At 36.6% G+C, this 23,139-nt stretch carries 23 protein-coding genes; 6 read left to right on the top strand and 17 right to left on the bottom strand.

Translation table 11 applies throughout. The features are described from left to right. Positions 1-12: 12 nt before the first annotated feature. The 3 genes from G4D63_RS01505 to G4D63_RS01515 form a co-directional block, all read right to left on the bottom strand. Positions 13-990, bottom strand: a complete 978-nt coding sequence (locus G4D63_RS01505; protein ID WP_163176980.1) for an alpha-ketoacid dehydrogenase subunit beta — start codon at positions 988-990, stop codon at positions 13-15. 3 nt (positions 991-993) lie between these two features. Next, entirely contained in the window at positions 994-2,109 is a 1,116-nt protein-coding gene (pdhA, locus tag G4D63_RS01510) for a pyruvate dehydrogenase (acetyl-transferring) E1 component subunit alpha (protein ID WP_163176982.1), read from the bottom strand. Between the two features lie 503 nt (positions 2,110-2,612). Continuing rightward, on the bottom strand, positions 2,613-3,266 hold the full coding sequence (locus G4D63_RS01515; RefSeq protein WP_163176984.1) for a YkyA family protein: 654 nt from the start codon (positions 3,264-3,266) through the stop codon (positions 2,613-2,615). 233 nt (positions 3,267-3,499) lie between these two features. Between G4D63_RS01515 and def the strand changes: the two genes are divergently transcribed. The 3 genes from def (at position 3,500) to rnjA (ending at position 6,526) form a co-directional block, all read left to right on the top strand. After that, positions 3,500-4,054 (top strand): peptide deformylase, encoded by a 555-nt coding sequence (gene def, locus G4D63_RS01520; RefSeq protein ID WP_163178344.1) that lies wholly within the window; start codon positions 3,500-3,502, stop codon positions 4,052-4,054. A gap of 591 nt (positions 4,055-4,645) precedes the next feature. Then, positions 4,646-4,855 carry a DNA-dependent RNA polymerase subunit epsilon gene (locus G4D63_RS01525; protein WP_163176986.1) on the top strand — a complete coding sequence of 70 codons (210 nt, stop codon included), beginning with the start codon at positions 4,646-4,648 and terminating at the stop codon, positions 4,853-4,855. Between the two features lie 3 nt (positions 4,856-4,858). Next, a complete protein-coding gene (rnjA, locus tag G4D63_RS01530; RefSeq protein WP_163176988.1) occupies positions 4,859-6,526 on the top strand; it encodes a ribonuclease J1 in 1,668 nt (555 codons plus the stop codon). Positions 6,527-6,638: 112 nt separating this feature from the next. On the opposite strand, the gene G4D63_RS01535 is transcribed toward rnjA, so the two are convergent. From G4D63_RS01535 to G4D63_RS01550, 4 genes are all read right to left on the bottom strand, one after another. Beyond that, a complete protein-coding gene (locus tag G4D63_RS01535) occupies positions 6,639-7,301 on the bottom strand; it encodes an NAD-binding protein (protein ID WP_163176990.1) in 663 nt (220 codons plus the stop codon). Positions 7,302-7,609: 308 nt separating this feature from the next. Next, a complete protein-coding gene (locus G4D63_RS01540) occupies positions 7,610-8,839 on the bottom strand; it encodes a peptidoglycan recognition protein family protein (protein WP_163176991.1) in 1,230 nt (409 codons plus the stop codon). A 206-nt stretch (positions 8,840-9,045) separates the two neighbouring features. Further along, on the bottom strand, positions 9,046-10,866 hold the full coding sequence (locus G4D63_RS01545; protein ID WP_163176993.1) for an ABC transporter ATP-binding protein: 1,821 nt from the start codon (positions 10,864-10,866) through the stop codon (positions 9,046-9,048). Between the two features lie 14 nt (positions 10,867-10,880). Continuing rightward, the gene (locus G4D63_RS01550) at positions 10,881-12,629 is read right to left on the bottom strand and encodes an ABC transporter ATP-binding protein (protein WP_163176995.1); all 1,749 of its coding nucleotides are present in this window, start codon (positions 12,627-12,629) and stop codon (positions 10,881-10,883) included. A gap of 397 nt (positions 12,630-13,026) precedes the next feature. Between G4D63_RS01550 and G4D63_RS01555 the strand changes: the two genes are divergently transcribed. Continuing rightward, a complete protein-coding gene (locus G4D63_RS01555) occupies positions 13,027-13,878 on the top strand; it encodes a mechanosensitive ion channel family protein (RefSeq protein ID WP_163176997.1) in 852 nt (283 codons plus the stop codon). A gap of 292 nt (positions 13,879-14,170) precedes the next feature. Here G4D63_RS01555 and G4D63_RS01560 read toward each other — a convergent pair whose 3' ends face one another. The 4 genes from G4D63_RS01560 to G4D63_RS01575 form a co-directional block, all read right to left on the bottom strand. Beyond that, complete coding sequence (locus G4D63_RS01560; RefSeq protein ID WP_163176999.1) at positions 14,171-14,419, bottom strand: YkuS family protein; 249 nt, start codon at positions 14,417-14,419, stop codon at positions 14,171-14,173. Between the two features lie 235 nt (positions 14,420-14,654). Further along, a complete protein-coding gene (locus tag G4D63_RS01565) occupies positions 14,655-15,788 on the bottom strand; it encodes an N-acetyldiaminopimelate deacetylase (protein ID WP_163177001.1) in 1,134 nt (377 codons plus the stop codon). A gap of 80 nt (positions 15,789-15,868) precedes the next feature. Beyond that, positions 15,869-16,579: a 2,3,4,5-tetrahydropyridine-2,6-dicarboxylate N-acetyltransferase gene (gene dapD / locus G4D63_RS01570; protein ID WP_163177003.1), complete on the bottom strand. Its 711-nt coding sequence runs from the start codon at positions 16,577-16,579 to the stop codon at positions 15,869-15,871. Between the two features lie 105 nt (positions 16,580-16,684). Further along, on the bottom strand, positions 16,685-17,542 hold the full coding sequence (locus G4D63_RS01575) for a LysR family transcriptional regulator (protein ID WP_163177006.1): 858 nt from the start codon (positions 17,540-17,542) through the stop codon (positions 16,685-16,687). 145 nt (positions 17,543-17,687) lie between these two features. Here G4D63_RS01575 and G4D63_RS01580 point away from each other — a divergent pair, with 145 nt between their 5' ends. Then, positions 17,688-18,425: a sulfite exporter TauE/SafE family protein gene (locus G4D63_RS01580; RefSeq protein WP_163177008.1), complete on the top strand. Its 738-nt coding sequence runs from the start codon at positions 17,688-17,690 to the stop codon at positions 18,423-18,425. 11 nt (positions 18,426-18,436) lie between these two features. Continuing rightward, on the top strand, positions 18,437-18,808 hold the full coding sequence (locus G4D63_RS01585) for a VOC family protein (protein WP_163177010.1): 372 nt from the start codon (positions 18,437-18,439) through the stop codon (positions 18,806-18,808). A gap of 71 nt (positions 18,809-18,879) precedes the next feature. Here G4D63_RS01585 and G4D63_RS01590 read toward each other — a convergent pair whose 3' ends face one another. From G4D63_RS01590 to G4D63_RS01615, 6 genes are all read right to left on the bottom strand, one after another. Next, positions 18,880-20,388: an MDR family MFS transporter gene (locus G4D63_RS01590; RefSeq protein WP_163177011.1), complete on the bottom strand. Its 1,509-nt coding sequence runs from the start codon at positions 20,386-20,388 to the stop codon at positions 18,880-18,882. Positions 20,389-20,476: 88 nt separating this feature from the next. Beyond that, positions 20,477-20,926 (bottom strand): cyclic-di-AMP-binding protein CbpB, encoded by a 450-nt coding sequence (gene cbpB / locus G4D63_RS01595; protein ID WP_163177013.1) that lies wholly within the window; start codon positions 20,924-20,926, stop codon positions 20,477-20,479. A gap of 152 nt (positions 20,927-21,078) precedes the next feature. Then, entirely contained in the window at positions 21,079-21,597 is a 519-nt protein-coding gene (locus tag G4D63_RS01600) for a ribonuclease H-like YkuK family protein (protein WP_163177015.1), read from the bottom strand. Positions 21,598-21,738: 141 nt separating this feature from the next. Beyond that, positions 21,739-21,885, bottom strand: a complete 147-nt coding sequence (locus G4D63_RS01605; RefSeq protein WP_163177017.1) for a hypothetical protein — start codon at positions 21,883-21,885, stop codon at positions 21,739-21,741. Between the two features lie 15 nt (positions 21,886-21,900). Next, positions 21,901-22,137: a YkuJ family protein gene (locus tag G4D63_RS01610; protein ID WP_163177019.1), complete on the bottom strand. Its 237-nt coding sequence runs from the start codon at positions 22,135-22,137 to the stop codon at positions 21,901-21,903. 168 nt (positions 22,138-22,305) lie between these two features. After that, on the bottom strand, positions 22,306-23,070 hold the full coding sequence (locus G4D63_RS01615) for a DUF3993 domain-containing protein (RefSeq protein WP_163177021.1): 765 nt from the start codon (positions 23,068-23,070) through the stop codon (positions 22,306-22,308). Positions 23,071-23,139: the final 69 nt, after the last annotated feature.

A 23,139-nucleotide genomic window follows, 5' to 3' on the forward strand; every position in this document is an offset into this window, starting at 1 on the left:
TTTATTGAGATTTTAGAAATTTAAAACTTTCTTTGCAGTTTCAATTACATCCTTATAATTTGGAAGCCAAACGCTCTCCGCTGCAGAGAATGCAAATACAGTATCAGGTGCAGCTACACGTAATACAGGTGCTTCTAAGCTTAATATTGCGCGGTCATTAATTTCTGCTACAACATTAGCTGCAACACCTGCTTGTTTTTGAGCTTCCTGTACAACAATTGCTCTTCCTGTCTTCTCTACAGAAGCAATAATGGTTTCAAGATCTAAAGGTTGGACAGTACGTAAATCGATAACTTCTACAGAATGACCTTCCTTTTCAAGCTCTTCAGCTGCTTTTAATGATTCATGCACCATTGCACCATAAGTGATAATTGATAAGTCAGTTCCTTCACGTTTTACATCAGCTTTACCGATTTCAATTGTATATTCACCCTCAGGAACTTCTCCACGGAATGAACGGTAAAGCTTCATGTGCTCTAGGAAGATAACTGGATCATTGTCTCTAATCGCCGAAATCAGTAGACCTTTTGCATCATAAGGAGTAGAAGGAATAACAACTTTTAATCCTGGTTGTTGAACCATTAACCCTTCTAAACTATCAGCATGTAACTCAGGTGTATGTACACCGCCTCCGAATGGAGAACGAATGGTTACAGGTGAGCTGTAACGTCCACCAGAACGATATCTCATTCTCGCCATCTGACCTGAAATAGAATCCATTACCTCATATACGAAACCAAAGAATTGGATTTCTGGAACTGGTCTGTAACCTTGAAGTGCTAACCCAATTGCAAGACCTCCGATTCCAGACTCTGCAAGTGGTGTATCAAACACACGATCTTCACCAAATTCAGCCTGAAGCCCTTCTGTCGCGCGGAATACGCCTCCGTTAACTCCAACGTCCTCTCCAAATACTAATACATTAGGATCGTTTTTTAACTCCGTGCGTAACGCATCCGTGATTGCTTGAATCATTGTCATTTGCGCCATGGATTATCTCGACTCCTTCTCTTTGTAAATTTCCATTTGCTCTTGTAGATTGTTTGGAAGCTCCTCATACATATTAGAAATAAGGTCTGTTACCTTTTGCTTTGGATATTCATCCGCTTTCGCAATAGCTTCCTTTATATCTTCTTTTTCTTGTTCGATTACTTTATTTTCTTCGTCTTCATTCCAGATACCCTTGTCCTCTAAAAACTTTCTAAAGCGAACAAGTGGATCCTTCTTTTCCCATTCATTATCTAAGTCTTCTGTACGATAACGAGTCGGATCATCACCAGCCATTGTATGTGGACCATAACGATACGTTAGAGTTTCTATTAAAGTAGGACCTTCCCCATTAATCGCACGCTCACGAGCATCCTTTACTGCTGCGTAAACTGCTAATGGATCCATACCGTCAACCTGAATACCTGGGATACCTGCAGCAACTGCCTTTTGTGCAATAGTCTTAGCAGCTGATTGCTTTTCAACAGGAGTAGAAATTGCAAAACGGTTGTTTTGAACGATAAAAATGGCAGGAGCCTTATAGGCACCAGCAAAGTTGATTCCTTCATAGAAATCACCCTGAGAAGCACCACCATCACCCGTATATGTAATAGCAACAGACTTAGCACCACGCTTCTTCATACCAAGTGCAACACCAGCGCACTGAATATATTGTGCCCCGATAATGATTTGTGGAGAAATAACATTTACACCCTCTGGCATCTGATTTCCATGGAAATGTCCTCTAGAAAATAGGAATGCCTGATACAGTGGTAAGCCATGCCAAATAATTTGTGGAACGTCACGATAACCTGGCAGAATGAAATCCTCTTTTTCTAGCGCGAATTGAGAAGCAATTTGAGATGCTTCTTGTCCTGCTGTAGGTGCATAAAACCCTAGGCGTCCTTGACGATTTAAAGATATGGAACGCTGGTCAAGAATTCTTGTGTATACCATTCTTGACATCAAATCTTTTAACTGCTCATCTGATAAGTTAGGCATTGCCTCAGCGTTAACAACCTTGCCCTCTTCATTCAAGATTTGAAACGTTTGGAACTGGTCTGCAATTGCCTCAAACTGCTTCTGTTGATCAAAAGCAGCATTCTTTGTTTTAGCAGCCATTTAAGTCACCCTTCCTCATTTATATTCCATTTAGAATAATGGTAAAAGATAGTTAGTTTACATACAGCCTTAGGATACCCAAAATTCAATTTAGAAAGTCACTATTAGCAATTAATATATCCTTTCCACTTCATATATGGTTGTTAAACCTAATAAGCATTTGTAAACACAATCCTAAATAACATCTGTACTAGTCTAAATCTCTTTTAAACTAATACAATTTCAGTTCATGTTTTCAGTGTACATCAAACCTCATTTTTTAGTCAATGATTGTGTTAACAGTATGTTTAGTAATAAACTATTATGGAAATTTAAAGTACAAAACCAACTCTGTACTAATACAATAAACCTCTCTGTTTCACATATAATAGAACACAGTTTCATTTTCTAAATAAATTATTGAGAATACAAATGGTAGTAGGGTAGTAAAGGTTTGTGGAAGACAAGTGCTAACCACTAATCATTTTATGCACGAAAAAAAGGACTTTAGTTAAAGTCCTTTTTTACTCTGTTTCATAGGTTACTTCCAATCCCGCTGCTTCATAAAATGATTTCTTCTGGTTATTATAATTTTTCGTAATCGTATTAAACGATTCATTCAATTGAATTACTTGTTCATAGCTCTTGTTTATTTCATTAATTTTTTCTTCTAAAGCTTCAAGAGTTAAATCCTCCATTTGAAACATCTCGTAAAGTTCTTTATCTAAAGCAATAGAAGTTGAATAAGCCGTATACAGCTCTTCATACGCTTGATAGCGTTCCTCCATTGTTTGGATTAGTTCATCTGATTCACCTTTTAATTCTTCATCCTCTATTTGCGTAACAAGGTCATTAATTTTATCAAATTCTGACTTTGACTGCTTAATACTTTCATACTCCTGATCAAGCAATTCTTTTCGGTTGTCTACTATTTGGATTGCCTCACCAGATAATTTTTTAATTTGTTCTAGTTCCTTTAAGCCTAGGTCAATGATTTGATTATATAATTCTTTTTCCTTTTGCTCTAAGTTTGTCATGGGTTCCTGTTGCTCTTCAAATTCTGTCTCTAGCTTCACTGCTTGCTCTAAGTGAACATATATTTGCTCCTCTGGCTGTGGACCAGAATTACATCCTGTTAAGAACATGATTAGAAAAATAGAAATTGTGATAATACGCATCAAGTATTTCCCCCTTTACTTTACCAGTTTTCACTATAAAGATTTATAATCAGTTTGACAATAAATACTTCTATGAACAATCTTATGCGCTTGTCCAAACAAATAGTCCTAACCTAAATACGACCACCTTCAACACGATCTGTTTTTTCTAAAATCACTTTCTTTTATAAGCATGTAATTTATGATATGATTTTATCAAAATTAAATATTTTTAGAGCAAGGAGTTGATGATTATCATTACGATGAATGATATTATCAGGGAAGGACATCCCACCTTACGTCAAGTAGCAGAAGAGGTTCCCTTACCTGCATCAGATGAGGATAAAAAAACATTAAAAGAAATGATCGAGTTTGTTATAAATAGTCAGAATCCTGAACTTGCAGCAAAGTATCAACTACGAGCAGGGATTGGTATCGCCGCCCCTCAGATCAATGTCTTGAAACGAATGATTGCTATTCATGTGACAGACGAAAAAGATCACTTACATAGCTATGCCCTTTTTAACCCTAAAATCGTTAGCCATTCTGTTGAAAAAAGCTTTTTAGACAGTGGTGAAGGATGTTTATCAGTTGACCGAGTAGTTGAAGGTATTGTTCCAAGATACGCTCGCATTACTGTAAAAGCAACCACCTTAGAAGGTGAAGAAGTTAAACTGAGATTAAAAGGAATGCTGTCGATTGTATTTCAACACGAAATCGACCATTTGAATGGCATTATGTTCTATGACCATATTGATAAAGAAGACCCATATAGGCAGCCAGATAATGCCGTAGCGATTGAGCTATAAAACCTTGAGTGAACCTCAAGGTTTTTTTTATTGCTATCTTTCAACTAATCTAATTTAGAAACCACAACCAGTTCTACTAGTATGCAGTTTCACCCACTCAACATCTACTCTTCTCTCCATTAGCCCAAAACAAACCTAGTTGAAAATTGTCCACTCGAAAAACTCTAAATTCCATTAATACCCATGAGAGGAATTGTCTATTTTCTCATATACTACTACTACAATAAACCGTGATTTTCCTGCATCTAGGATGCTGAAAGGAGATAAATATGTTAAAAAAACTTAAGCAGAAATTATTAGAACAATGGAACGATATGCTTCGAAAAAGAACGATTGCATAGTTAAGTGATTTGATAATATTAGATTAAATAGAAAAAACATGAAATAAATAAAGATTTCCTATATAATATAATGAAGTGCTAATGTTCGGTATTTGCATCAGGGCATAATTCAGCATATAATAACTTTTATTGTCATTTACAAAATTTGCTTAGAAATGTTCAAATTGGAGAAAAATCCGTTAAACCCCAATTTAGGTGGGCTTCAATTAGAACATTATATATATTATTAGTAGTTCAAGGAGAGATAGAAATGGTATTCAAAGTTTACTTTCAAGAAAATCGGTTTGAAGTTCCTGTGCGTGAACGTACAAGAACAATTTATGTAGAAGCAAACACTGAACGTGAGGTTCGAGAAAAGTTGTCCGACCGCAATTATAATATCGAATTAGTTCAAAAGGTAACTGGTGCTTTTTTAGAATACGAACAGCAGTCTGAAAATTACAAGATGGAGACGGTATAAATTATGAAGTTTGTTAAGAACGATCAAACTGCTGTATTTGCCCTAGGCGGACTGGGTGAAATCGGCAAAAATACGTATGGCGTACAATTTCAAGATGAAATCATCTTAATTGATGCAGGTATTAAATTCCCAGAGGATGAACTACTTGGAATTGATTATGTTATACCTGATTACAGTTATTTAGTTAAAAATGTTGAGAAGATAAAAGGGTTATTTATTACTCACGGTCATGAGGATCACATTGGGGGGATTCCATACTTACTAAGAGAAATAAATATTCCTGTATATGGCGGAAAACTAGCTCTAGGTTTAATTAAGAACAAACTTGAAGAACACGGTTTATTAAGACAAACAACTTTACATGAGATTCAAGAAGATGACGTGATTAAGTTTCGTAAGACATCCGTAACCTTCTTTAGAACGACACACAGTATTCCAGATTCATATGGAATAGTTGTAAAAACACCACCTGGTCAGATTGTTCATACGGGAGATTTCAAATTTGACTTTACTCCTGTTGGGGAACCGGCAAACCTTACAAAAATGGCAGAAATCGGAAAAGAAGGGGTACTCTGCTTACTATCAGATAGTACAAATAGTGAGGTTCCTAACTTTACCATGTCAGAAAGAAAGGTTGGCGAAAGCATTCACGACATCACTCGAAAAGTGAACGGCAGAATCATTTTCGCTACTTTTGCTTCTAATATTCACCGTCTTCAACAGATGGTTGAAGCTGCCGTTTCAAATGGCAGAAAGGTTGCTGTTTTCGGAAGAAGTATGGAAGCTGCCATAAATATCGGACAAGAATTAGGCTATATTCGCTGTCCAAAGGATACGTTTATTGAACCATCTCAGATTAACAGAATGCCAGCTGATAAAGTTGTGATTCTTTGTACTGGAAGTCAAGGAGAGCCTATGGCAGCCCTTTCGCGGATTGCTAATGGGACTCATCGTCAGATTCAGATTATTCCTGGAGATACAGTCGTTTTCTCTTCTTCTCCAATACCAGGTAATACACTAAGCGTAAGCCGAACAATCAATATGCTGTTCAAAGCTGGAGCAGAAGTAATTCATGGTTCCTTAAATGATATCCACACTTCTGGTCATGGTGGACAAGAAGAACAAAAGTTAATGCTTCGCTTAATTAAGCCAAAATTCTTTATGCCAATTCACGGTGAATATAGAATGCAAAAAATGCATATTAAGCATGCAGTTGATTGCGGTGTTAAAGAAGAAAATTGCTTTATCATGGATAATGGAGAGGTATTAGCTCTTGGTCCTGATGAAGGCAGTGTAGCTGGTAAAATTCCATCTGGTAATGTTTATATTGACGGTAGTGGCATCGGTGATATTGGTAATATCGTTCTCAGAGATCGAAGAATCCTTTCTGAAGAGGGTCTTGTGATTGTGGTAGTTAGCATCAACATGAAGGAATTCAAAATTGCTGCAGGACCTGATTTGATTTCTCGTGGATTTGTTTATATGAGAGAGTCTGGAGATCTAATCAATGATGCTCAGAGTCTCATTAACAAACATTTAAACCGAGTAATGGAACGAAAAACAACACAATGGTCTGAGATTAAAAATGAAATAACAGACACTCTTTCACCTTTCTTATATGAAAAAACCAAACGTAAACCAATGATTCTTCCGATCATCATGGAAGTTTAATAAAAGGCTGCCCTCGTGGTAGCCTTTTTCACTTTACAACGACTTTACATAGTCCCCCCTTCCAATCATGACATCATAAGAAAAAACGAAGGCGGCTGCCTTCGTTTTTTCATTAATCCTCGATTAAATTTTTCTCAAATCGGTTTATATCAGTGTCGGCACCAATGATAATTAGAATATCTCCCTTAATAATCGTCTCAGATGCCTGCGGAGAGACAAGGATATCCTTTCCACGTTTGATGGCAACAATGTTTATTCCGTATTTGGCACGGATATCTAAATCTATAAGTGAGTAACCATCCACATGCTTACTTGCAATAATTTCTACAATACTATGCTCATCTGATAGCTCTAAATAGTCTAATACATTATTTGATACAATATTATGTGCAATTCTTTGTCCCATATCACGTTCTGGGTGAACAATTTGATCTGCACCTATTTTAGTTAAAACCTTTTCATGGTAGTCATTCTGTGCCTTTACAGTGATATGCTTAACTCCTAGTTCTTTTAGAATTAAGGTAGTTAATATACTAGCTTGAATGTTATCACCTATCGCTATAATAACATGATCAAAATTACGAATACCTAAACTTTTTAAAACTACTTCATCTGTTGTGTCTCCTACTACCGCATGTGAGGCAATCGAAGAGTATTCATTTACTTTATCTTCGTCTATATCAATAGCTAAAACATCCATCCCCTGCTGACTCAATGAACGACAAATGCTTCCGCCAAATCTTCCTAATCCGATTACGGCAAATTCCTTTTTCACAAGTTATTCCTCCATAGCACTAATAATTGCGGGTTAAATTTTTCAAGAAAAGCTTACCTTCTGGTTCTTCTTCATTTAAATTGTCTTATTACTAGCCCATAAGCGATAAGAGATAGTAAATGATCATAATCACTGAGATGTATACCTTTTATAAAAACAATCATACCTGAAATTACCGAACTAATAAATAGAATAAATTACATATTTGTTGTTTCTTCTAGGTATATCGATCATTGTTTGTAGTATACGTTTCACCAAGTAATGATATTTATGAACAAAAGAAGGCTCACACCTATAAGTGTAAACCATTAACCAAAAAGTCGGCTCCAAGTATTTGGCCCAACAATTCCATCTATATTTAATCTTTCTCTTCTTTGAAAATTTCTTACGGCTTGATCAGTGATAGGACCGAATATTCCGTCCTCTGAAATATTCAAAGCACGCTGTACTCTCTTCACATCTCTACCTTGTATATAAGGATTGGTTAAGAATATGAGCCTACTATATGGAACTCCACCTGTATCGTTCTGGTCTAACGCTTGCCATGTTCTTGGGCCAACTATGCCATCAGAAACTAATCCCTTACGTCTTTGGTATCTTCTTACTGCCTCAGCGGTAGCTGGGCCAAAAATACCATCAGCAACAGCACCAATCTTTTCCTGAACATCCCTTATATCCTCTCCTCTCATATAAGGAGAAAGCAGTCTTAATGTTCGTCTAGATTCTAATTCATAAAGCCCTCCATCATCAGTATCAACATCTGTAGGAGAAGCTAATTCGATTAATGGAACATCTTGATCATAACGCTTTAGGGCATCTCTTGTCTCTGGACCAACTATGCCATCAACTGATAGGTTTGCTGCTCTTTGAAATCTTTTCACTGCATCCTCTGTTACCTTACCAAATATACCATCTATTACTCCAGGTTTAAAACCTAGGATCTCTAATCGTTCCTGTAAGGCCTTTATATCATCCCCCTGGTCACCGTAACTTAAATAGGTCCTCGTTCTTGGACCACTTGAATACGATACCGACCTGTAAATGGGGAGTTCACCTCGGTCACCTCTTGCAAATAATTCACTTCTAAAGTTACCCATATTAATGGAAGGACAAGGTTTCCATTCATATCCCGGAAACTCTTGATGACCCCATACGTCATCAATATCAACAGTTAAGACATCTAAGAGCGACAACACTAGGTTTTGAGTAGCTGTCTTCTGAGCTTCTGTTAACTGCTGAGTTCTAAAATCCCCAACCATACAAATACCAACTGCTCGGTAATTACTGTTGCCCACATGGTAGCTAACTACCTCTAAGTCATGACAAAGACTAATCGTGCCATCTTTATCAACAACATAATGATAGGCAATTCCCGGCCATTCTAAGGTATTAACATGATATCTTGCAAAGCTCTCAGCACTACCTGAAGTAGTAGCACTATGGTGAATGGCAATGTTTTTTATTGCGGATAAAGATCTTCTTCGATAACGCTTAGAAGGATGGGTTGGTAATGAATTGCGTTTATCTATAATTTCCATAATAATCACCCCACATATATATATGGTTAATAGCCTTAATAGGTGATGTATCTATTATAATTATGTAGATTAAATCTGGTTTTAGAGGCTGTATGCTGAAAAGAGTTTTAGCTCACATACTCATCCTTTCCTCTTACATTCTATCTATAACCTATTTGGTGTAAAAGGAGAAAGGACTTCATTATGAAAAATGAAGTCCTTTCTATTTATCCTGCGCTTAACATGTTGAACTGTGCTTTAACTAGCTTGTAGTATTCACCTTTTACATCCATTAGTTGAGCATGGTTACCTTGTTCAATAATCTCACCATGATCAAGTACAAATATGTTATCTGCTTCACGAATCGTAGAGAGACGATGTGCAATAATGATTGCTGTTCTATTTTGTAGTAATGTTTTAAGTGCATGTTGGATTTTCACTTCAGTTTCAGTATCAATACTCGCAGTAGCTTCATCTAAAATTAAGATTTTGGGATCTGCAAGTAAAGCACGTGCAAAGGAGATTAATTGTCGTTCTCCTACAGATAGGATGTTACCTCTTTCCTCAACCTCTGTTAAGTATCCATTCGAAAGCTTTTCAATGAAAAGATTCGCACCAACTGCCTGAGCAGCCTTCACTACTTCTTCATCAGACGCTTCCGGGTTACCAAAGCGGATATTATCCATAATAGTTCCTGAGAAGATAAATGTGTCTTGTAGGACAACACTTATTTGTGAACGTACACTCTCAAGCGTTACATCCTGTAGGTCTACTCCATCAATTTTTACTGAACCACTAGTTGGATCGTAGAAACGACTCACTAGGTTAGCAATCGTCGTTTTTCCTGAACCTGTGTGGCCAACAAGAGCAACAGTTTGACCTGCCTTCATTTCAAGTGAAATACCTTTTAAAGCTTTTCGCTTTTCATCATAGGCAAATTCTACTGAATCAAACTCAATACGTCCTTTGATGTTCTCTAAACGTTCAGCGTTATCTTTTTCAGCCACATTAGGCTTTTCATCTAGGAACTCAAAAATACGTTCAGATGATGCCATTGCCATTAAAAGCTGATTATAGATTTGACCAATACGTGAAATAGGCTCCCAGAACATCCCTAGATAAAATGCAAAGGATACAAATACCCCAATTGAAATCGTTCCATTTCCGATAAGAGTAGCACCGTACCAAATTAAAATGGCCGTTCCAATCGCATTAGACATTTCTACGAAAGGTCTAAACATGGCATTCTTTTTAGTTGCATCCTGCCATGAATCATGAGTTTCCGTGTTAACCCCATCAAAGAACTCCATGTTTTCTCGCTCTTGTGTAAAAGATTGTGTAACACGAATCCCTTGAATACTTTCGTTAAGATGTGAATTTAATTTAGATTGTTTAATACGAACCATTTGCCATGAACGTCTGATTTTTCTACGTAGACTTGTAGAGATAAAGAACATAATTGGCAGAATAATCATAACTGCAATCGCTAACTCAGGACTCAGTGTAAATAAAATAACAAAAATACCGATTAACATGATTAAATCCATTAACAAGTTAATAACTCCACTTGTGAATAGCTCTTGCAACGAATTAATGTCATTCAATATTCTTACAAGTATGGAACCTGCAGAACGAGAGTCAAAAAATCGATGTGATAGTTGCTGTACATGTGTAAACAAATGCTTTCTCAAGTCATATATAACGTTTTGACCTAATAAGTTAGTCCATCGGATCCTAAAGACATTTCCTACATACGAAATTGAATATAATACGGCTATAATGATGACGAGTGTAACTAGTAGACTCGTATTTTTATTAGCAATCGCATAGTCAAGTGTATACTTACCGATAATAATTGGCACGATTAATCGAACAGCTGTCGATAGAATCATTGCAAATATAGACAGAGGCAGTAGATTTTTCGAATACGGCTTCATATATGAAAATAGTCTAGAAAGTTGCTGCCAATTAAATGGTTTTTCTATTACTTGTTCTGTTGAATAGTGAAATCGGTCTAAATGCTTTTGATTTTGTTTTCTACCCTTCATAAGTTCCCACCTCCTTATTGACCTTGTGTAACAATTTCTCGATCCTTATATTGAATCTCATATATTCTTTGATATGTGCCTTTGTTTTGAAGTAATTCTTCATGAACTCCTCTTTCAACAACTGCTCCGTTTTCAAGAACAATTATTTCATCTGCATGCTTTAGAGAAGATATACGGTGGGCAATAATGAAAGTGGTACGTCCATTCATTACTTCCTTAAATGCTTTTTGAATTTTGAATTCCGTCTCCATATCTACTGCACTAGTAGCATCATCTAATACAAGAATACTAGGATCAATTAAAATAGCACGAGCAATCGCAATTCTTTGCTTTTGACCACCAGATAGACCCATTCCACGTTCACCAAGCATCGTATCATAGCCATCTGGTAATTCCATGATAAAGTCATGTGCTTGTGCACGCTTTGCTGCATCGATAATACGTTCCATCGATACATCAGGATTTCCATATGAAATGTTAGCTTTAATTGTGGACGAGAACAAGAAAGATTCTTGCATGACAAAGCCAATATTTTTCCTAAGTGTACTTAACGAATAATCCTTAATGTCTGTACCATCTACTAGAATCTGACCTTTAGTTGGCTCGTAGAATCTAGTAATAAGTTGGGTGATACTTGTTTTACCACTACCAGTTGCACCAATTAACCCAATAACTTTACCAGGTGTTGCATCAAAGGTCACATCAGAAAGTGCTTCTTCGTCTTCTTCTTTATACTGAAGAGTAACTGATTTAAATTGAACATGCCCTTCGAGTCTTTCCTTTGCGACGGGGTTTTCTTTCTCATGAATTTCATTGTCAGCTTCTAGGATTTCTAGTAATCTCTCACCAGAAGCCTTGGATTGAGAAAATAGATTGATAACGAATCCTAAGTTCATAATCGGCCACATGATATACCAAACTAAACTAAAAAATGCTACCAATTCCCCAGGCTTTACGGACCCATTAATAACTAAATAACCACCGTACGATAATAAAGCTACAACACATACATTTCCGATAAATTCCATTAACGGAAAGTACTTTGCCCATACGTTCGATGTTGTTAAATACTTCTCTCGATAATCACCATTTGAAGAATTAAATTTATCAATTTCGAAAGACTCTCTTGATAAAGACTTGACGGTATTAATTCCACTAATATTTTCTTGGACTTTCGTATTTAAATTACCAAAAGATTTACGAATTCCCCTAAACGCTGGATGAACCCTTTTATCAAATTTGTAGACAACGAAAGCTAAAAAAGGCAAAGCAGCCATTGTAACTAAAGTTAACGGAACTGAGTAATAAAACATAACTGCTAAACTTAGTGTAATTAATAAAGAAAATCGAAGTAATTCCGCAAAACCAAAAGATAAGAAAAAACGGAACCCTTCAACATCTGCAGTTAATCTTGACATTAAATCCCCAGTTTTCGCATTATCGTAATATCGAAACGGAAGAAACTGTAGCTTTTCGTACAAAGCATTTCTTAGACGATAAACGGAACGAATTCCAAACATATCCCCTAAGTACTGATGGAAAAAAGTAGTTACGCCTTTAACTGTCATAATCGCAATGAAGCCTAATGCAATATACGGCACATACTCGTAGTCACCAGCCAAGATCACATCATCAATGGTATATTGAAGTACCATTGGATAGATAACTGTGATTGCTGTTACAAATAGCAAGAAAAAAATAGACCAATAAAAATAACTTACATAAGGCCAATAGAATTGCTTCAGCTTTTTAAAAATCTCCATATTGTTACCCTCCTCAGTCAAACTGAAACAAAAATAGATTAGCTCATAGCAAGTCATAAAATAAGCTAAACTCACTGGCTGCATATTGTTGCATCCAGAACGTTTAACTTAAGCAACTTTAATGCTATGGCTAAACACAAAATTATTCCGTATCATCTTTACGTTCATAAAAAACAGAACATATTTAAAAATATATCGGATTTCGAAGTAAATTTCCAGTATTTTGTGATTTTTTTAAAAACAAATTTTCTAGGACTCTTCATTTAACCCTCTACTAGCAGTATGTTACAATTTTAAAATAGTTAGAAAATAAGTTTAGTTATGTACATATGTGGGTATATAGAGAAAGAACTTATTTTAAGCATTTTTAATTTATTAGGAAGGGTTGTTTATTAGTATGGATTTTTTAAATATGAATACGATTGATTGGGGTGCTCTTTTAGTTGGGGCTGGAACAATCATACTAAAATTAATAGGAATCATTATTATATTTTTACTTGTTAAGGGAATTGGATCCGCCCTTATTAAACGTTCGTTCAGAAGAATTACTGAGCGAGACAACATTTCAATTGGTCGTTCCAAAACATTACAAAGTCTAACACTTAATCTCTTTTCTTATATATTGATGTTTATATTTGTGGTGATGGTATTTGAGATCTTTGAATATGATGCAAAAGCACTAATCGCTGGAGCAGGTGTAGTTGGATTAGCAATTGGTTTTGGTGCACAAGGTCTTGTTAGTGATGTAGTTACAGGATTTTTCTTACTTTTGGAAAAACAAATTGATGTAGATGATTACGTTACTACTGCAGGTTTTTCTGGAATTGTCGAGGCAGTTGGACTTCGAACCACACAAATTAGAGGTTTTGATGGGACACTTCATTATCTTCCAAACAGACAGATTGCAAGCCTAAGTAACCATTCAAGGGGAAATATGAGAGCACTTGTTGATATTGGAATTTCTTATAGTGATGATATCGATTATGCAATCCAAGTCCTTCAGGATGCATGTGATAAGATTGCTGCTGAAGACGAGAGTATAAAGGAAGGCCCAAATGTGTTAGGTGTCCAAACATTAGGTTCATCTGATGTTGTTATTAGAATACTTGCTAAAACTGAAAATATGGCACAATGGGCTGTAGAAAGAAAGCTTCGTAAAGCACTAAAAGAGGCACTAGAGGCTAATGGAATTGAAATTCCGTTTCCACACCAAGTGTTTATCGGTAAATCTCCAGAAACACAAAACTAGGTCAAATATGACCTAGTTTTTTTCATGGTGATATTAATAAAATAGAACAAAAGGCGCAAGCGCCCCGGTTAGCCTCAGGCATAGCGAATGTTCCTACATCAATAAAAGGGTGCTCTTTCCCTTTTCTTGATGTAGGGTTATTTGACCTAGGAAAAAGTGTATTTTCTTTTTCCATCTTGGCTGGGTGCTGAAACCGGATTCAGATGCACTAGCGCAAGTTATCAACAAGTGATAAACTTTTTAATTTCATAAATATTAAAAAAGGAACAGCTACATAGGCTGTTCCATTTACTTATCCACGATTTAATTTTTCTTCAACTTGTTGAGCAATTTCATCTGCTGTCATCCCAGAAGCTTCGATTACAGCTCCTGCAGTAACTGTGTTACTAATTCCCATTACGTTAGAATCTTGTCCAGTTACAATGCAGCAGTCACAGCCTTTTGCATCATTTTCATTACGAAGATCAACAATATCATAGCCTTTTCCTTCTAAAGCCTGTTTCACATCAGTTAATGATTGTTCAATACCAATACGAGCCATTTCCATCCACCTCCTCAAGAGTAATGTGCAACATTTTCTAGAAATTTATTCTAATTAGAAAAAGTTTTTCTAGAGAAGATATAGAGGATATGGGTGTGTAAGGACTAGGCTGTATTAAACCTTGTTGTTGAATTTCGTTACAGGACACTTGCGTCCTTACACTTCAATCAACAGTGCAAAAAATCAATACTGTTCTTTAACACTGCAAAGAAAAAAGACAAATCTTATTTAGAAGTTAAGAATGATCACATTTCCATCTTAAATAATTGGAAACAACTTCAATTGCCACTCCAATTGCTTCTTCATTTGGTGAAAGTTTAGCATGATGTAAGCCATATTCCGACTCTACTCCTAACCAAAACATAAATCCTGGAGTATCCTTGATCATATATCCAAAATCCTCACCTGTCATAGCTGCTTTAGACTCTATAAGTTTGACATTTGTTTGTTGTTCTACATAAGTCATAAACTCTCTTGTCATTTCATGATGGTTATAAACTTGGTGGTACATGCAACCGTAGTCAATGGATGATTTACATGAATAGCCTACCTCAATTCCTCTGACCATTCCTTCAATTCTTTCTTTTACTTTTTTCATGGATTCAGCAGATAAAGTTCTGATGGTTCCCTCAAGTCTTGCTTTTTCGGCGATAATATTTTGGACAGTTCCGCCAGTGATCTTTCCGATTGTAATGACCGCACTGTCAAGTGGATCGACATTTCTTGCAATAATAGATTGCAATTGTGTGACTAACGAGCATGCCGCCACAATCATATCATTTGTATTATGTGGAAATGCAGCATGACCACCTTTCCCAACAAGGTCAATGTATAGCTCAGATGTATTGGCAAACAGTAAGCCCTCCTTCGTTGCAATTGATCCAACGGGAAGTTCCGGCGCAATGTGCAGCGCTAATATAAAGCTAGGTTTCCATGCTTGATAAATATCACTTTGAACCATCGGCTCTGCCCCACCAGGGCCTTCCTCTGCAGGCTGAAACATGAACAAGACATCGTCTGTAATAGGATTATGAACAACTTCAGATAGAATCCCTAGTGCAATACTCATGTGCAGGTCATGTCCACAGGCATGCATATATCCTGTATGAGCTGATGTAAAAGCTAAGTCTGTTTCCTCTGTGATTGGTAATCCGTCTATATCTGCTCGATACCCGATAATCTGACTTGGATTGGTACCTTTCACCTTTGCAAAAATTCCCGTTTTCCAAGTCTTAATCTCAATACGATCTTCAGGTAAGGAGTTTAAATACTGTAATAAAAAGGCTTGAGTTTTTTCTTCTTTATACCCAACTTCCGGTATCTTATGGAGCTCTCTACGAATCTCTATAAAAGGTTGATAAGAATTCATCACTGCTTTTCCCCTTTAATTATTCTCTTTACATTTAAATAAAAGCGCGGAGCATTTTCCGCGCTTGTTAGTCTACTTTATTATAGTTGTCTGAGTTCTTGTTTGATCTCAGTCTTTGATTTTGTTTTCTCATCAATTTCCTTGATCACTTTAGCTGGTGTTCCGGCAACCACTGTATAAGGAGGAACATCCTCAATTACAATCGCACCTGCAGCTACTACTGCACCTTTACCTACTGTAATTCCTTCAAGGATAACTGCATTTGCACCAACTACTACATCATCTTCCACTACTACAGGCTTTGCTGAAGGTGGCTCAATTACTCCTGCAAGAACGGATCCAGCACCAATATGACAGTTCTTTCCGACCGTTGCACGTCCTCCTAACACTACACCCATATCGATCATGGTTCCTTCGCCAACAACTGCACCAATATTAATTAGAGCACCCATCATAATAACGGCATTGTCACCGATTTCTACTTGATCACGGATAATAGCGCCTGGCTCAATTCGAGCTTTGATTCCTTTTAAGTCTAGTAATGGAATCGCTGAGTTACGACGATCATTTTCTACCACATAATCCTCTAGCTGACCACCATAGTTTTCGATGACTGTTTGTAGTTCATTCCACTCACCAAAAAGAACACCTGTATTTCCTGTGATAAATGACTTTGTATTTGCTCCCCAGTCAATTCCTTCTAAGTTTCCTTTTACGTAAACTTTAACGGGAGTTTTCTTTTCGCTTTTTTGGATAAAAGATATAATTTCATTTGCATCCATCATCTTCATTATGTATAGCCTCCTAAATGAATATCACTTTATTTCTTTACTGTATCAAACCAAACTTCAGATGACAAGTGATTAACCCGTCGTACACAAAAGCTTCAAAAGTTTTCATTTAATGATCTTCATAAATGCCTCAACCTGCTTCAGCTCAAAAGCGGATTCATAACCTAATAGCCACGTATCACGTTTTGCAGGTAATCCAGTTTCATCAAATAAAGGAATCTTATAGACAGCAGGATCATCTTCATGAAACGTGATGGATGGAAGGATTGCATAACCGATACCATGAAAAGCCATTTGTTTACATGTTTCGATTTGATCCACTACGATGGTTCGTTTGGGAGGGTGATCAAATTGACGGTGCCACCAGTCCTGGATCTCCTGATAATAGGTTGAATCACTTTTAAACTGAATGAACGGCCGTTCCGTCGATTGAAGCTCATCCAAGCTTTTTATTTCAGTGTCCACTAAATATAGAGTATCTGCTAAAATGTGATGTTTTACACCCTTCCAATCTGGAGTTCCTCTAATAATTCCCACATGGACCTGTCCTTCATATAAATGCTTTAATATTTCACTACTCCAGCCAGTAATGAGGGATATTTTTGCATGCGGATATTTTTGTACAAACTGTTTTAAAACATTTGGTAGCCAATGCTGACCAATAATTGATGCGACAGCTAGCTTTAATGTTCCATGAACCATTGTATTTAGAGAATGTATTTCTTCCTTCACCTTTTCTTCTTTTATAACTACATCTCTAGCATATTCTATAATCTTCTCTCCAGCAGGTGTTAAAGTTAAACCTTTTTGAGACCTAATAAAAATCTGGGTGTCCCAGTTTTTCTCAATAGATTGTACTCTTTGACTTAAAGCTGGTTGTGAAACAAATAACCTTTCTGCGGCCTTTCTCATATTCATTTCTTCTGCCAATGTGACGAGTAGCTTACACTCTGAAGTTTGCATCCACGTTCTCCGTTTCGAAGTGATAAGTTTTTATTATATTATAAGTTAAAAATATCGAAATTTCATTATCATAATACATTAAGTAAAATAAAATTAAGTTCCTATTCCTCATGAACTGGTTCACACTCCAGGAAGGTGAATGTATATGGAAATACTTCTATTTATAATAATCGGATTTATTGGAACGTTTATTGGTACATTAGCCGGAGGTGGTGGCTTAATCAGCTTACCTTGTATGCTCCTTCTAGGTGTACCCATTCATTCAGCGATTGCCGCAAACAAGTTTGCTAATACATGCAGTTCTTTCACTAGCTTCTTAGTTTTGTTAAAGAAGCGTAACATAAAGTTAAAAACTGCTTTAGTCATTGCACCGGTTGGGATTGTAGGAGGAATTTCTGGAGGGCTTATAGCAACCTCTCTTTCCCAGGAAACGATGATGAGCGTGGCAATCTTTCTATTGATTTTTGCTTTAACCTTAAGCTTTCTGAAAAAACCAAAGCAGGCTAGTCAATCTGGGGATCATCAGGTATCTAAAAAGGTGTACCCACTTCTGTATGGAATTGGACTTTATGATGGAATGTTTGGACCTGGACAAGGGACTTTACAAATGTACACCTATCTTTATAACGGCTTTTCATACATGTCTGCTATGGCACTAACAAGGTTTTTAACCTTTCTAAGTTGTTTAGGTGCATTTAGTACCTATTTCTTAACAGGGCACCTTGACTGGAAAGTCGCTCTGAGTCTAGTAATTGGTTCAATCCTAGGGGCACAACTCTCAGTAAGAGTTGCAGATAAACTCTCCTCTAATCATCTAAAGTTAATTCTTCGCACAATTACTGTGTTACTAATCATCCAACTATCTTTCAATTTAGTTACCTAAGGAGGTTCACAATGAAAATTAACATAAATAAACTAGATCATGTTCAAATCTGCATTCCTTTTGATCATGAAGATCAAGCAAGAGACTTTTATTCGAGAATTTTGGGCTTACAAGAAATAGAAAAGCCTGATTCATTAAAATCTAATGGTGGGCTATGGTATAAAATAGGTGATATCGAACTTCATATTGGTGCAGAAGAAATGGGGTCTTACAAGAGTAAGAGACATCCAGCTTTTCAGGTTGAGGAACTTCAGGAAGTAAGAAGTTATCTAGAGATTTCAGGTATTAGTACTTTCGATGAAAAGCCTATTCCTCTTGTCGAACGCTTTTCCTTCTATGATCCTTTTGGAAATAGAATTGAATTTTTACAACGAACCAACTAAAGAGAAGAGATGTCCTATTTTAAAAAAGCAGAGACCTGAAATTCATTTCAAGACTCTGCTTTTTTTATTTCCTACTGTTTCTCATGCTTCGGTAAGAAAAGCACGAGCAGGAAGCTGATGATAGCAAATAGTAACACGACCCAATATACACCTTGCAGAGAAATAGTTAATCCCTCTTGAAGAACAGAACGAACTGTTTCAGACAGCTGATTTCGCTGCTCTTCATTGAGTAAGATATTCGTTGTATCAACATTAACATCCCCGTCTAGGCCATGCTCTGTTATATGAGCTTGCAACCTACTATTTAGGATTCCACCTAGTAACGCTGCACCAATTGTACTTCCGAGAGTCCTCATAAACATATTCGCAGCTGTAGCAATTCCACGTTGCTTCCACTCTACTGTACTCTGAATAGAGACAATGAAGGAGGTTGTGGTAAAGCCCATCCCCACTCCGACCAGGAACGAGGCGAAAGCAGCCCAAAGTGGTCCAGAGGCTGGCGTCATCAAAATAAAAATAATAGAACCTAGAATTAAACTTATCCCACCAATAATCGAAGTTGTTCTAAATCCAATTTTAAGTAGTAACCTTCCGGCAATAGTTGCCGCAATAGGCCAACCAATCGACATAGTGGTGAGAGTAAAACCAGCAACAATTGGTGAACGCTCCATTACCCCTTGAACAAATGCAGGCAAAAAGCTAGAAATACCGATTAGCATTACACCTGTTGTTAAAGAGGCTAAATTCGCAACTAGAATCGAGCGCTCCTCCCAGATGGAAAATGGCATCATGGGATCTTCTGCTCGCCTTTCCTGTAGATAAAATAGCACCAACACTAGAATTGCAAATGATGATAACAAAACAATAGGAGGAGAAAACCAGTCCCATCTAACTCCACCTTCGACTAGTACAATCATAAGTACACTAACCCCAATAAATAAAAGGGCGGCACCAAGGAAATCAATACTGTGCTTCTTCTTTTCAATTCCTTCATGTAAATATACAGCCAGTACGCCCATTGCAAGCAGTCCTAATGGAACATTAAGCCAAAATACGTACTTCCAGTTTGCATATTGTACTAATAAGCCTCCAATAGCTGGTCCTAAGATTGCTGAAATTCCCCAGACACTTGAAAGATACCCCTGGATTTTAGCTCGTTCCTCTTTGGTATATAAATCACCAACTATCGTTGAAGCAATTGGCATAACAGCTCCTGCTCCAAATCCTTGTATAAAACGAAAAACGATCAACATCTCCATGGAGGTGGCAAACCCACATAATATGGAACCAATTAAGAAGATAATAATTCCTATCATTAACACGGGCTTTCGACCAAATAAATCTGAGAGCTTTCCGTAAATTAATACGGTAACAGCATTCATTAATAGATAAGAGGAGAAAACCCAACTATAGAGGGAAAAGTTCCCCAAATCCGCAGCAATTGCAGGCATTGCCGTTGAAACAATAGTTGCTTCAATTGCCGCCATAAACATAGCGAGCATAACAGCAGCAAGTACAAACGGTCTGTTTGTTTTTTTCGAATGATCGCTATGTAATAAGGTTTTAACCGCTTCCGTCATCAGACCACTACCTCCCTTTTTTCAGAACAGCTCTAAGACACATTTCTTATAATGGAAAAAGGGTTGGCCACTATGGCCAACACCGGAATTATTGTTTATAGTTAAGCTTTTTGAGTTGTTCATTTAGCTTTTTTAAGATAACTCTTCTCGTTAAAATACCCTCAAATACACCATCATCATTCTCCACACACACAAACGGATGATTTATTACCAGCTCTAAGCCTTTTTCAAGGGAATCATGAATATTTAATCGTGGTGCCTCATTATTCATAACCTCTTCAACCTTCATTGTTTCTAGACGTTCAAATTCAATTCTTTCAAGTCCTAGAGTTGTATCTAATATAAGGGCTGTGCTAATGAGCCCATGTAAGTGGTAAGACGGATCAAGAACTGGTATTGCAGAGTATCCTGATTTTACCAACACTAATAATGCATGCTCCAATCCGTTTCCTAACTGTACATGCGCTACCTTATCAGATGATATAATAAGGTCCTTTATCGTTATTTCTACAAATTCTTCACGTTGCAAACTAATCATGTCGTATTCCCCTTAATATAGTTTTTCACTCTTACTATATATGTAATTGCAAATAAGTTTGTCTAGTGAAACCCAATCTTTATTTTACCATATTTTTTATCTAAACAGCATAAAAAAAGAAAACCTGATCAGGTTTTCCTTTGTCCAATGTGTTATTTAGTATATCTGTTAGCATAGCTTGATGCTGCATAGGAATCTGGTTTAATTTTAGCTTCAATACCCATAGATTTAATTCGACTAGTCATCTCTTGAATCAAATCCTTTGTGACTCCCTTTCTACCAATATCCAAGTGAATACCGAAGCGCAGGTCTGCACCTTCGTCTGCATAAGGTACTAAAATATCAGTCATTTCATCAAAATGTTCGCTTGTGAACAAACTAGCAAGCTCCTGTGAATAAGCAGTTTCTAAGGAAATTTTTTCTCGTATGCTCCTTATCTCACGGGGCATTATAATCTGTCGCAAGCAACCCCAAGCCCCTCTTCCTACACGATGAATGTGAATCGCTGAAACAAACCTAGTTTCATTCGGATGTACTTGGGAGTCTGTACCAATTGAAAGGTGGTAAACAGCAGAAGGTTCTAACTCCATAAACCTTAGAATTTTGGAGAAGACCCGCTCAAATGTCATGTTGTTTTCGGTAATGTTTTCAAACAACATCCGATCACTCATGCGTTCACTCCTTAATCTAATACTTAGAATATGAGCAGCATGATTAAGTACGAAATTTTCTTCTCTTATTGTATGAACGCTTCTACATTTAAGCTCCTCACCTTATTGTATACAAGACAGCTTGTCTGATTGTTTATTTTTTTAGCCTTTACTCGTTACGATGTTTTTCTTAGTGTAAGAGCATTCAGGACAAGTAAAAATAACATTTTGATTTGATTGAGAAGTAAGTACCTCATCCAGTCCTTTTTTTGATGCACATTTCGGACAGATGACATATGGTATCTCCATGAAATAGCTCCTCCATTAATGGATTAAGTCAAAAATCTCAATGGCTGCCATATCAATATTATCAAATTGATATTTCTTTGGCTTTTCACCTTGTTGGTAAACCTCAATTTCAAATGTTTCTGTTTTTGGAAAGAACGTTACACTACATCTTCTCTCTCCATCTACTTCAAAAAAGCGTTGTGCTGGATCTCCATGATCCTGTGAATCAGTTAGACTTGTTAAACGTTGAATAATTCCCTGTAGCTTTGACATCTTAATTCCCCCTTTAAAATAAAGCGTGCGTTAAGTTATTATGCACGATTGAACACTTATAGATATATTTTACCTCTACTTTTAGGATAAACAATGATTTCTTTTCTATCCACAATTAGGTTCAAATTGTAATTCTATAGAACTTTTCTCCAAAAAGAAAGGAAAGATTCACTGAACCTCTCCTTTTACAGAAAAAATTGTAGAAAGTGTTAAGAAGGTAGAGTTGAATTCATCACTCCTAAAATCACTAAAAATCAAGTTATACGGAATTACATGAACAAAAGCTTTGAATGGAGAATATGTGTGTTCATTAAGTACACTCATGCTATTCAAATATCCTAGATTGAAGTGGTTCCCTTTAGCTTCAAAGTAAGTTTGCATTGAATCACTCTTCATCGTAACTTTACCATTGGCACTCTCTAAATTCTTAGCATTTTGTATTTCTGTAGATAGCTCCTCTGAGAATGAAATCGAAGCAATTTTCCACCTTTCCCCATCATAAGTAATGGTAACGATGTCAAATTGTGATTGAAATTTAACGGGACCATCCCCAGATGATTTTTCATAAACAAAAATGGTATCTTTTCGATCATTTGTTACCATTTTAGTATCAGCATTATAAGAAAAATGAGGGATAATAAAAGTTGAAAAATCTGTACCGTACACAATATATCCTTCTTCCTCTTCATATAGATGCTCCACCATAAATTGTTCTGTCATTTGTTCTGTCATATATTGAGTCATTTTCCTCCAAGCATCTTCCCATGTATGAAAACGCTCTGTTAATGAATATTGTGCATCATAAGTATCCTCCAGAAGTTGTTGAACACCCTGCTTGTCCAATAAGGTACTTGTCGAAGCATTGACTGGATGATGAGCTATAAACAAAAGCACCACTGTAACCACAACTAAGCATAGACGATAACGAATCATTGATCATCACCCCTTTAACATGTTTGTAATTGACATTGTATCAATGAAATTACTGCTTATGACTACTAA

The sequence above is a fragment of the Bacillus mesophilus genome (assembly GCF_011008845.1).
Classification (GTDB): domain Bacteria; phylum Bacillota; class Bacilli; order Bacillales; family SA4; genus Bacillus_BS; species Bacillus_BS mesophilus.

Excerpts from the sequence above, each read along its gene's own strand:
- G4D63_RS01505 (WP_163176980.1), bottom strand. The coding sequence starts at position 990 with ATGGCGCAAATGACAATGATTCAAGCAATCACGGATGCGTTACGCACG.
- pdhA (WP_163176982.1), bottom strand. The coding sequence starts at position 2,109 with ATGGCTGCTAAAACAAAGAATGCTGCTTTTGATCAACAGAAGCAGTTT.
- G4D63_RS01515 (WP_163176984.1), bottom strand. The coding sequence starts at position 3,266 with ATGCGTATTATCACAATTTCTATTTTTCTAATCATGTTCTTAACAGGA.
- G4D63_RS01525 (WP_163176986.1), top strand. The coding sequence starts at position 4,646 with ATGGTATTCAAAGTTTACTTTCAAGAAAATCGGTTTGAAGTTCCTGTG.
- rnjA (WP_163176988.1), top strand. The coding sequence starts at position 4,859 with ATGAAGTTTGTTAAGAACGATCAAACTGCTGTATTTGCCCTAGGCGGA.
- G4D63_RS01540 (WP_163176991.1), bottom strand. The coding sequence starts at position 8,839 with ATGGAAATTATAGATAAACGCAATTCATTACCAACCCATCCTTCTAAG.
- G4D63_RS01545 (WP_163176993.1), bottom strand. The coding sequence starts at position 10,866 with ATGAAGGGTAGAAAACAAAATCAAAAGCATTTAGACCGATTTCACTAT.
- G4D63_RS01550 (WP_163176995.1), bottom strand. The coding sequence starts at position 12,629 with ATGGAGATTTTTAAAAAGCTGAAGCAATTCTATTGGCCTTATGTAAGT.
- G4D63_RS01555 (WP_163176997.1), top strand. The coding sequence starts at position 13,027 with ATGGATTTTTTAAATATGAATACGATTGATTGGGGTGCTCTTTTAGTT.
- G4D63_RS01560 (WP_163176999.1), bottom strand. The coding sequence starts at position 14,419 with ATGGCTCGTATTGGTATTGAACAATCATTAACTGATGTGAAACAGGCT.
- G4D63_RS01565 (WP_163177001.1), bottom strand. The coding sequence starts at position 15,788 with ATGAATTCTTATCAACCTTTTATAGAGATTCGTAGAGAGCTCCATAAG.
- dapD (WP_163177003.1), bottom strand. The coding sequence starts at position 16,579 with ATGAAGATGATGGATGCAAATGAAATTATATCTTTTATCCAAAAAAGC.
- G4D63_RS01575 (WP_163177006.1), bottom strand. The coding sequence starts at position 17,542 with ATGCAAACTTCAGAGTGTAAGCTACTCGTCACATTGGCAGAAGAAATG.
- G4D63_RS01580 (WP_163177008.1), top strand. The coding sequence starts at position 17,688 with ATGGAAATACTTCTATTTATAATAATCGGATTTATTGGAACGTTTATT.
- G4D63_RS01585 (WP_163177010.1), top strand. The coding sequence starts at position 18,437 with ATGAAAATTAACATAAATAAACTAGATCATGTTCAAATCTGCATTCCT.
- G4D63_RS01590 (WP_163177011.1), bottom strand. The coding sequence starts at position 20,388 with ATGACGGAAGCGGTTAAAACCTTATTACATAGCGATCATTCGAAAAAA.
- cbpB (WP_163177013.1), bottom strand. The coding sequence starts at position 20,926 with ATGATTAGTTTGCAACGTGAAGAATTTGTAGAAATAACGATAAAGGAC.
- G4D63_RS01600 (WP_163177015.1), bottom strand. The coding sequence starts at position 21,597 with ATGAGTGATCGGATGTTGTTTGAAAACATTACCGAAAACAACATGACA.
- G4D63_RS01605 (WP_163177017.1), bottom strand. The coding sequence starts at position 21,885 with ATGGAGATACCATATGTCATCTGTCCGAAATGTGCATCAAAAAAAGGA.
- G4D63_RS01610 (WP_163177019.1), bottom strand. The coding sequence starts at position 22,137 with ATGTCAAAGCTACAGGGAATTATTCAACGTTTAACAAGTCTAACTGAT.
- G4D63_RS01615 (WP_163177021.1), bottom strand. The coding sequence starts at position 23,070 with ATGATTCGTTATCGTCTATGCTTAGTTGTGGTTACAGTGGTGCTTTTG.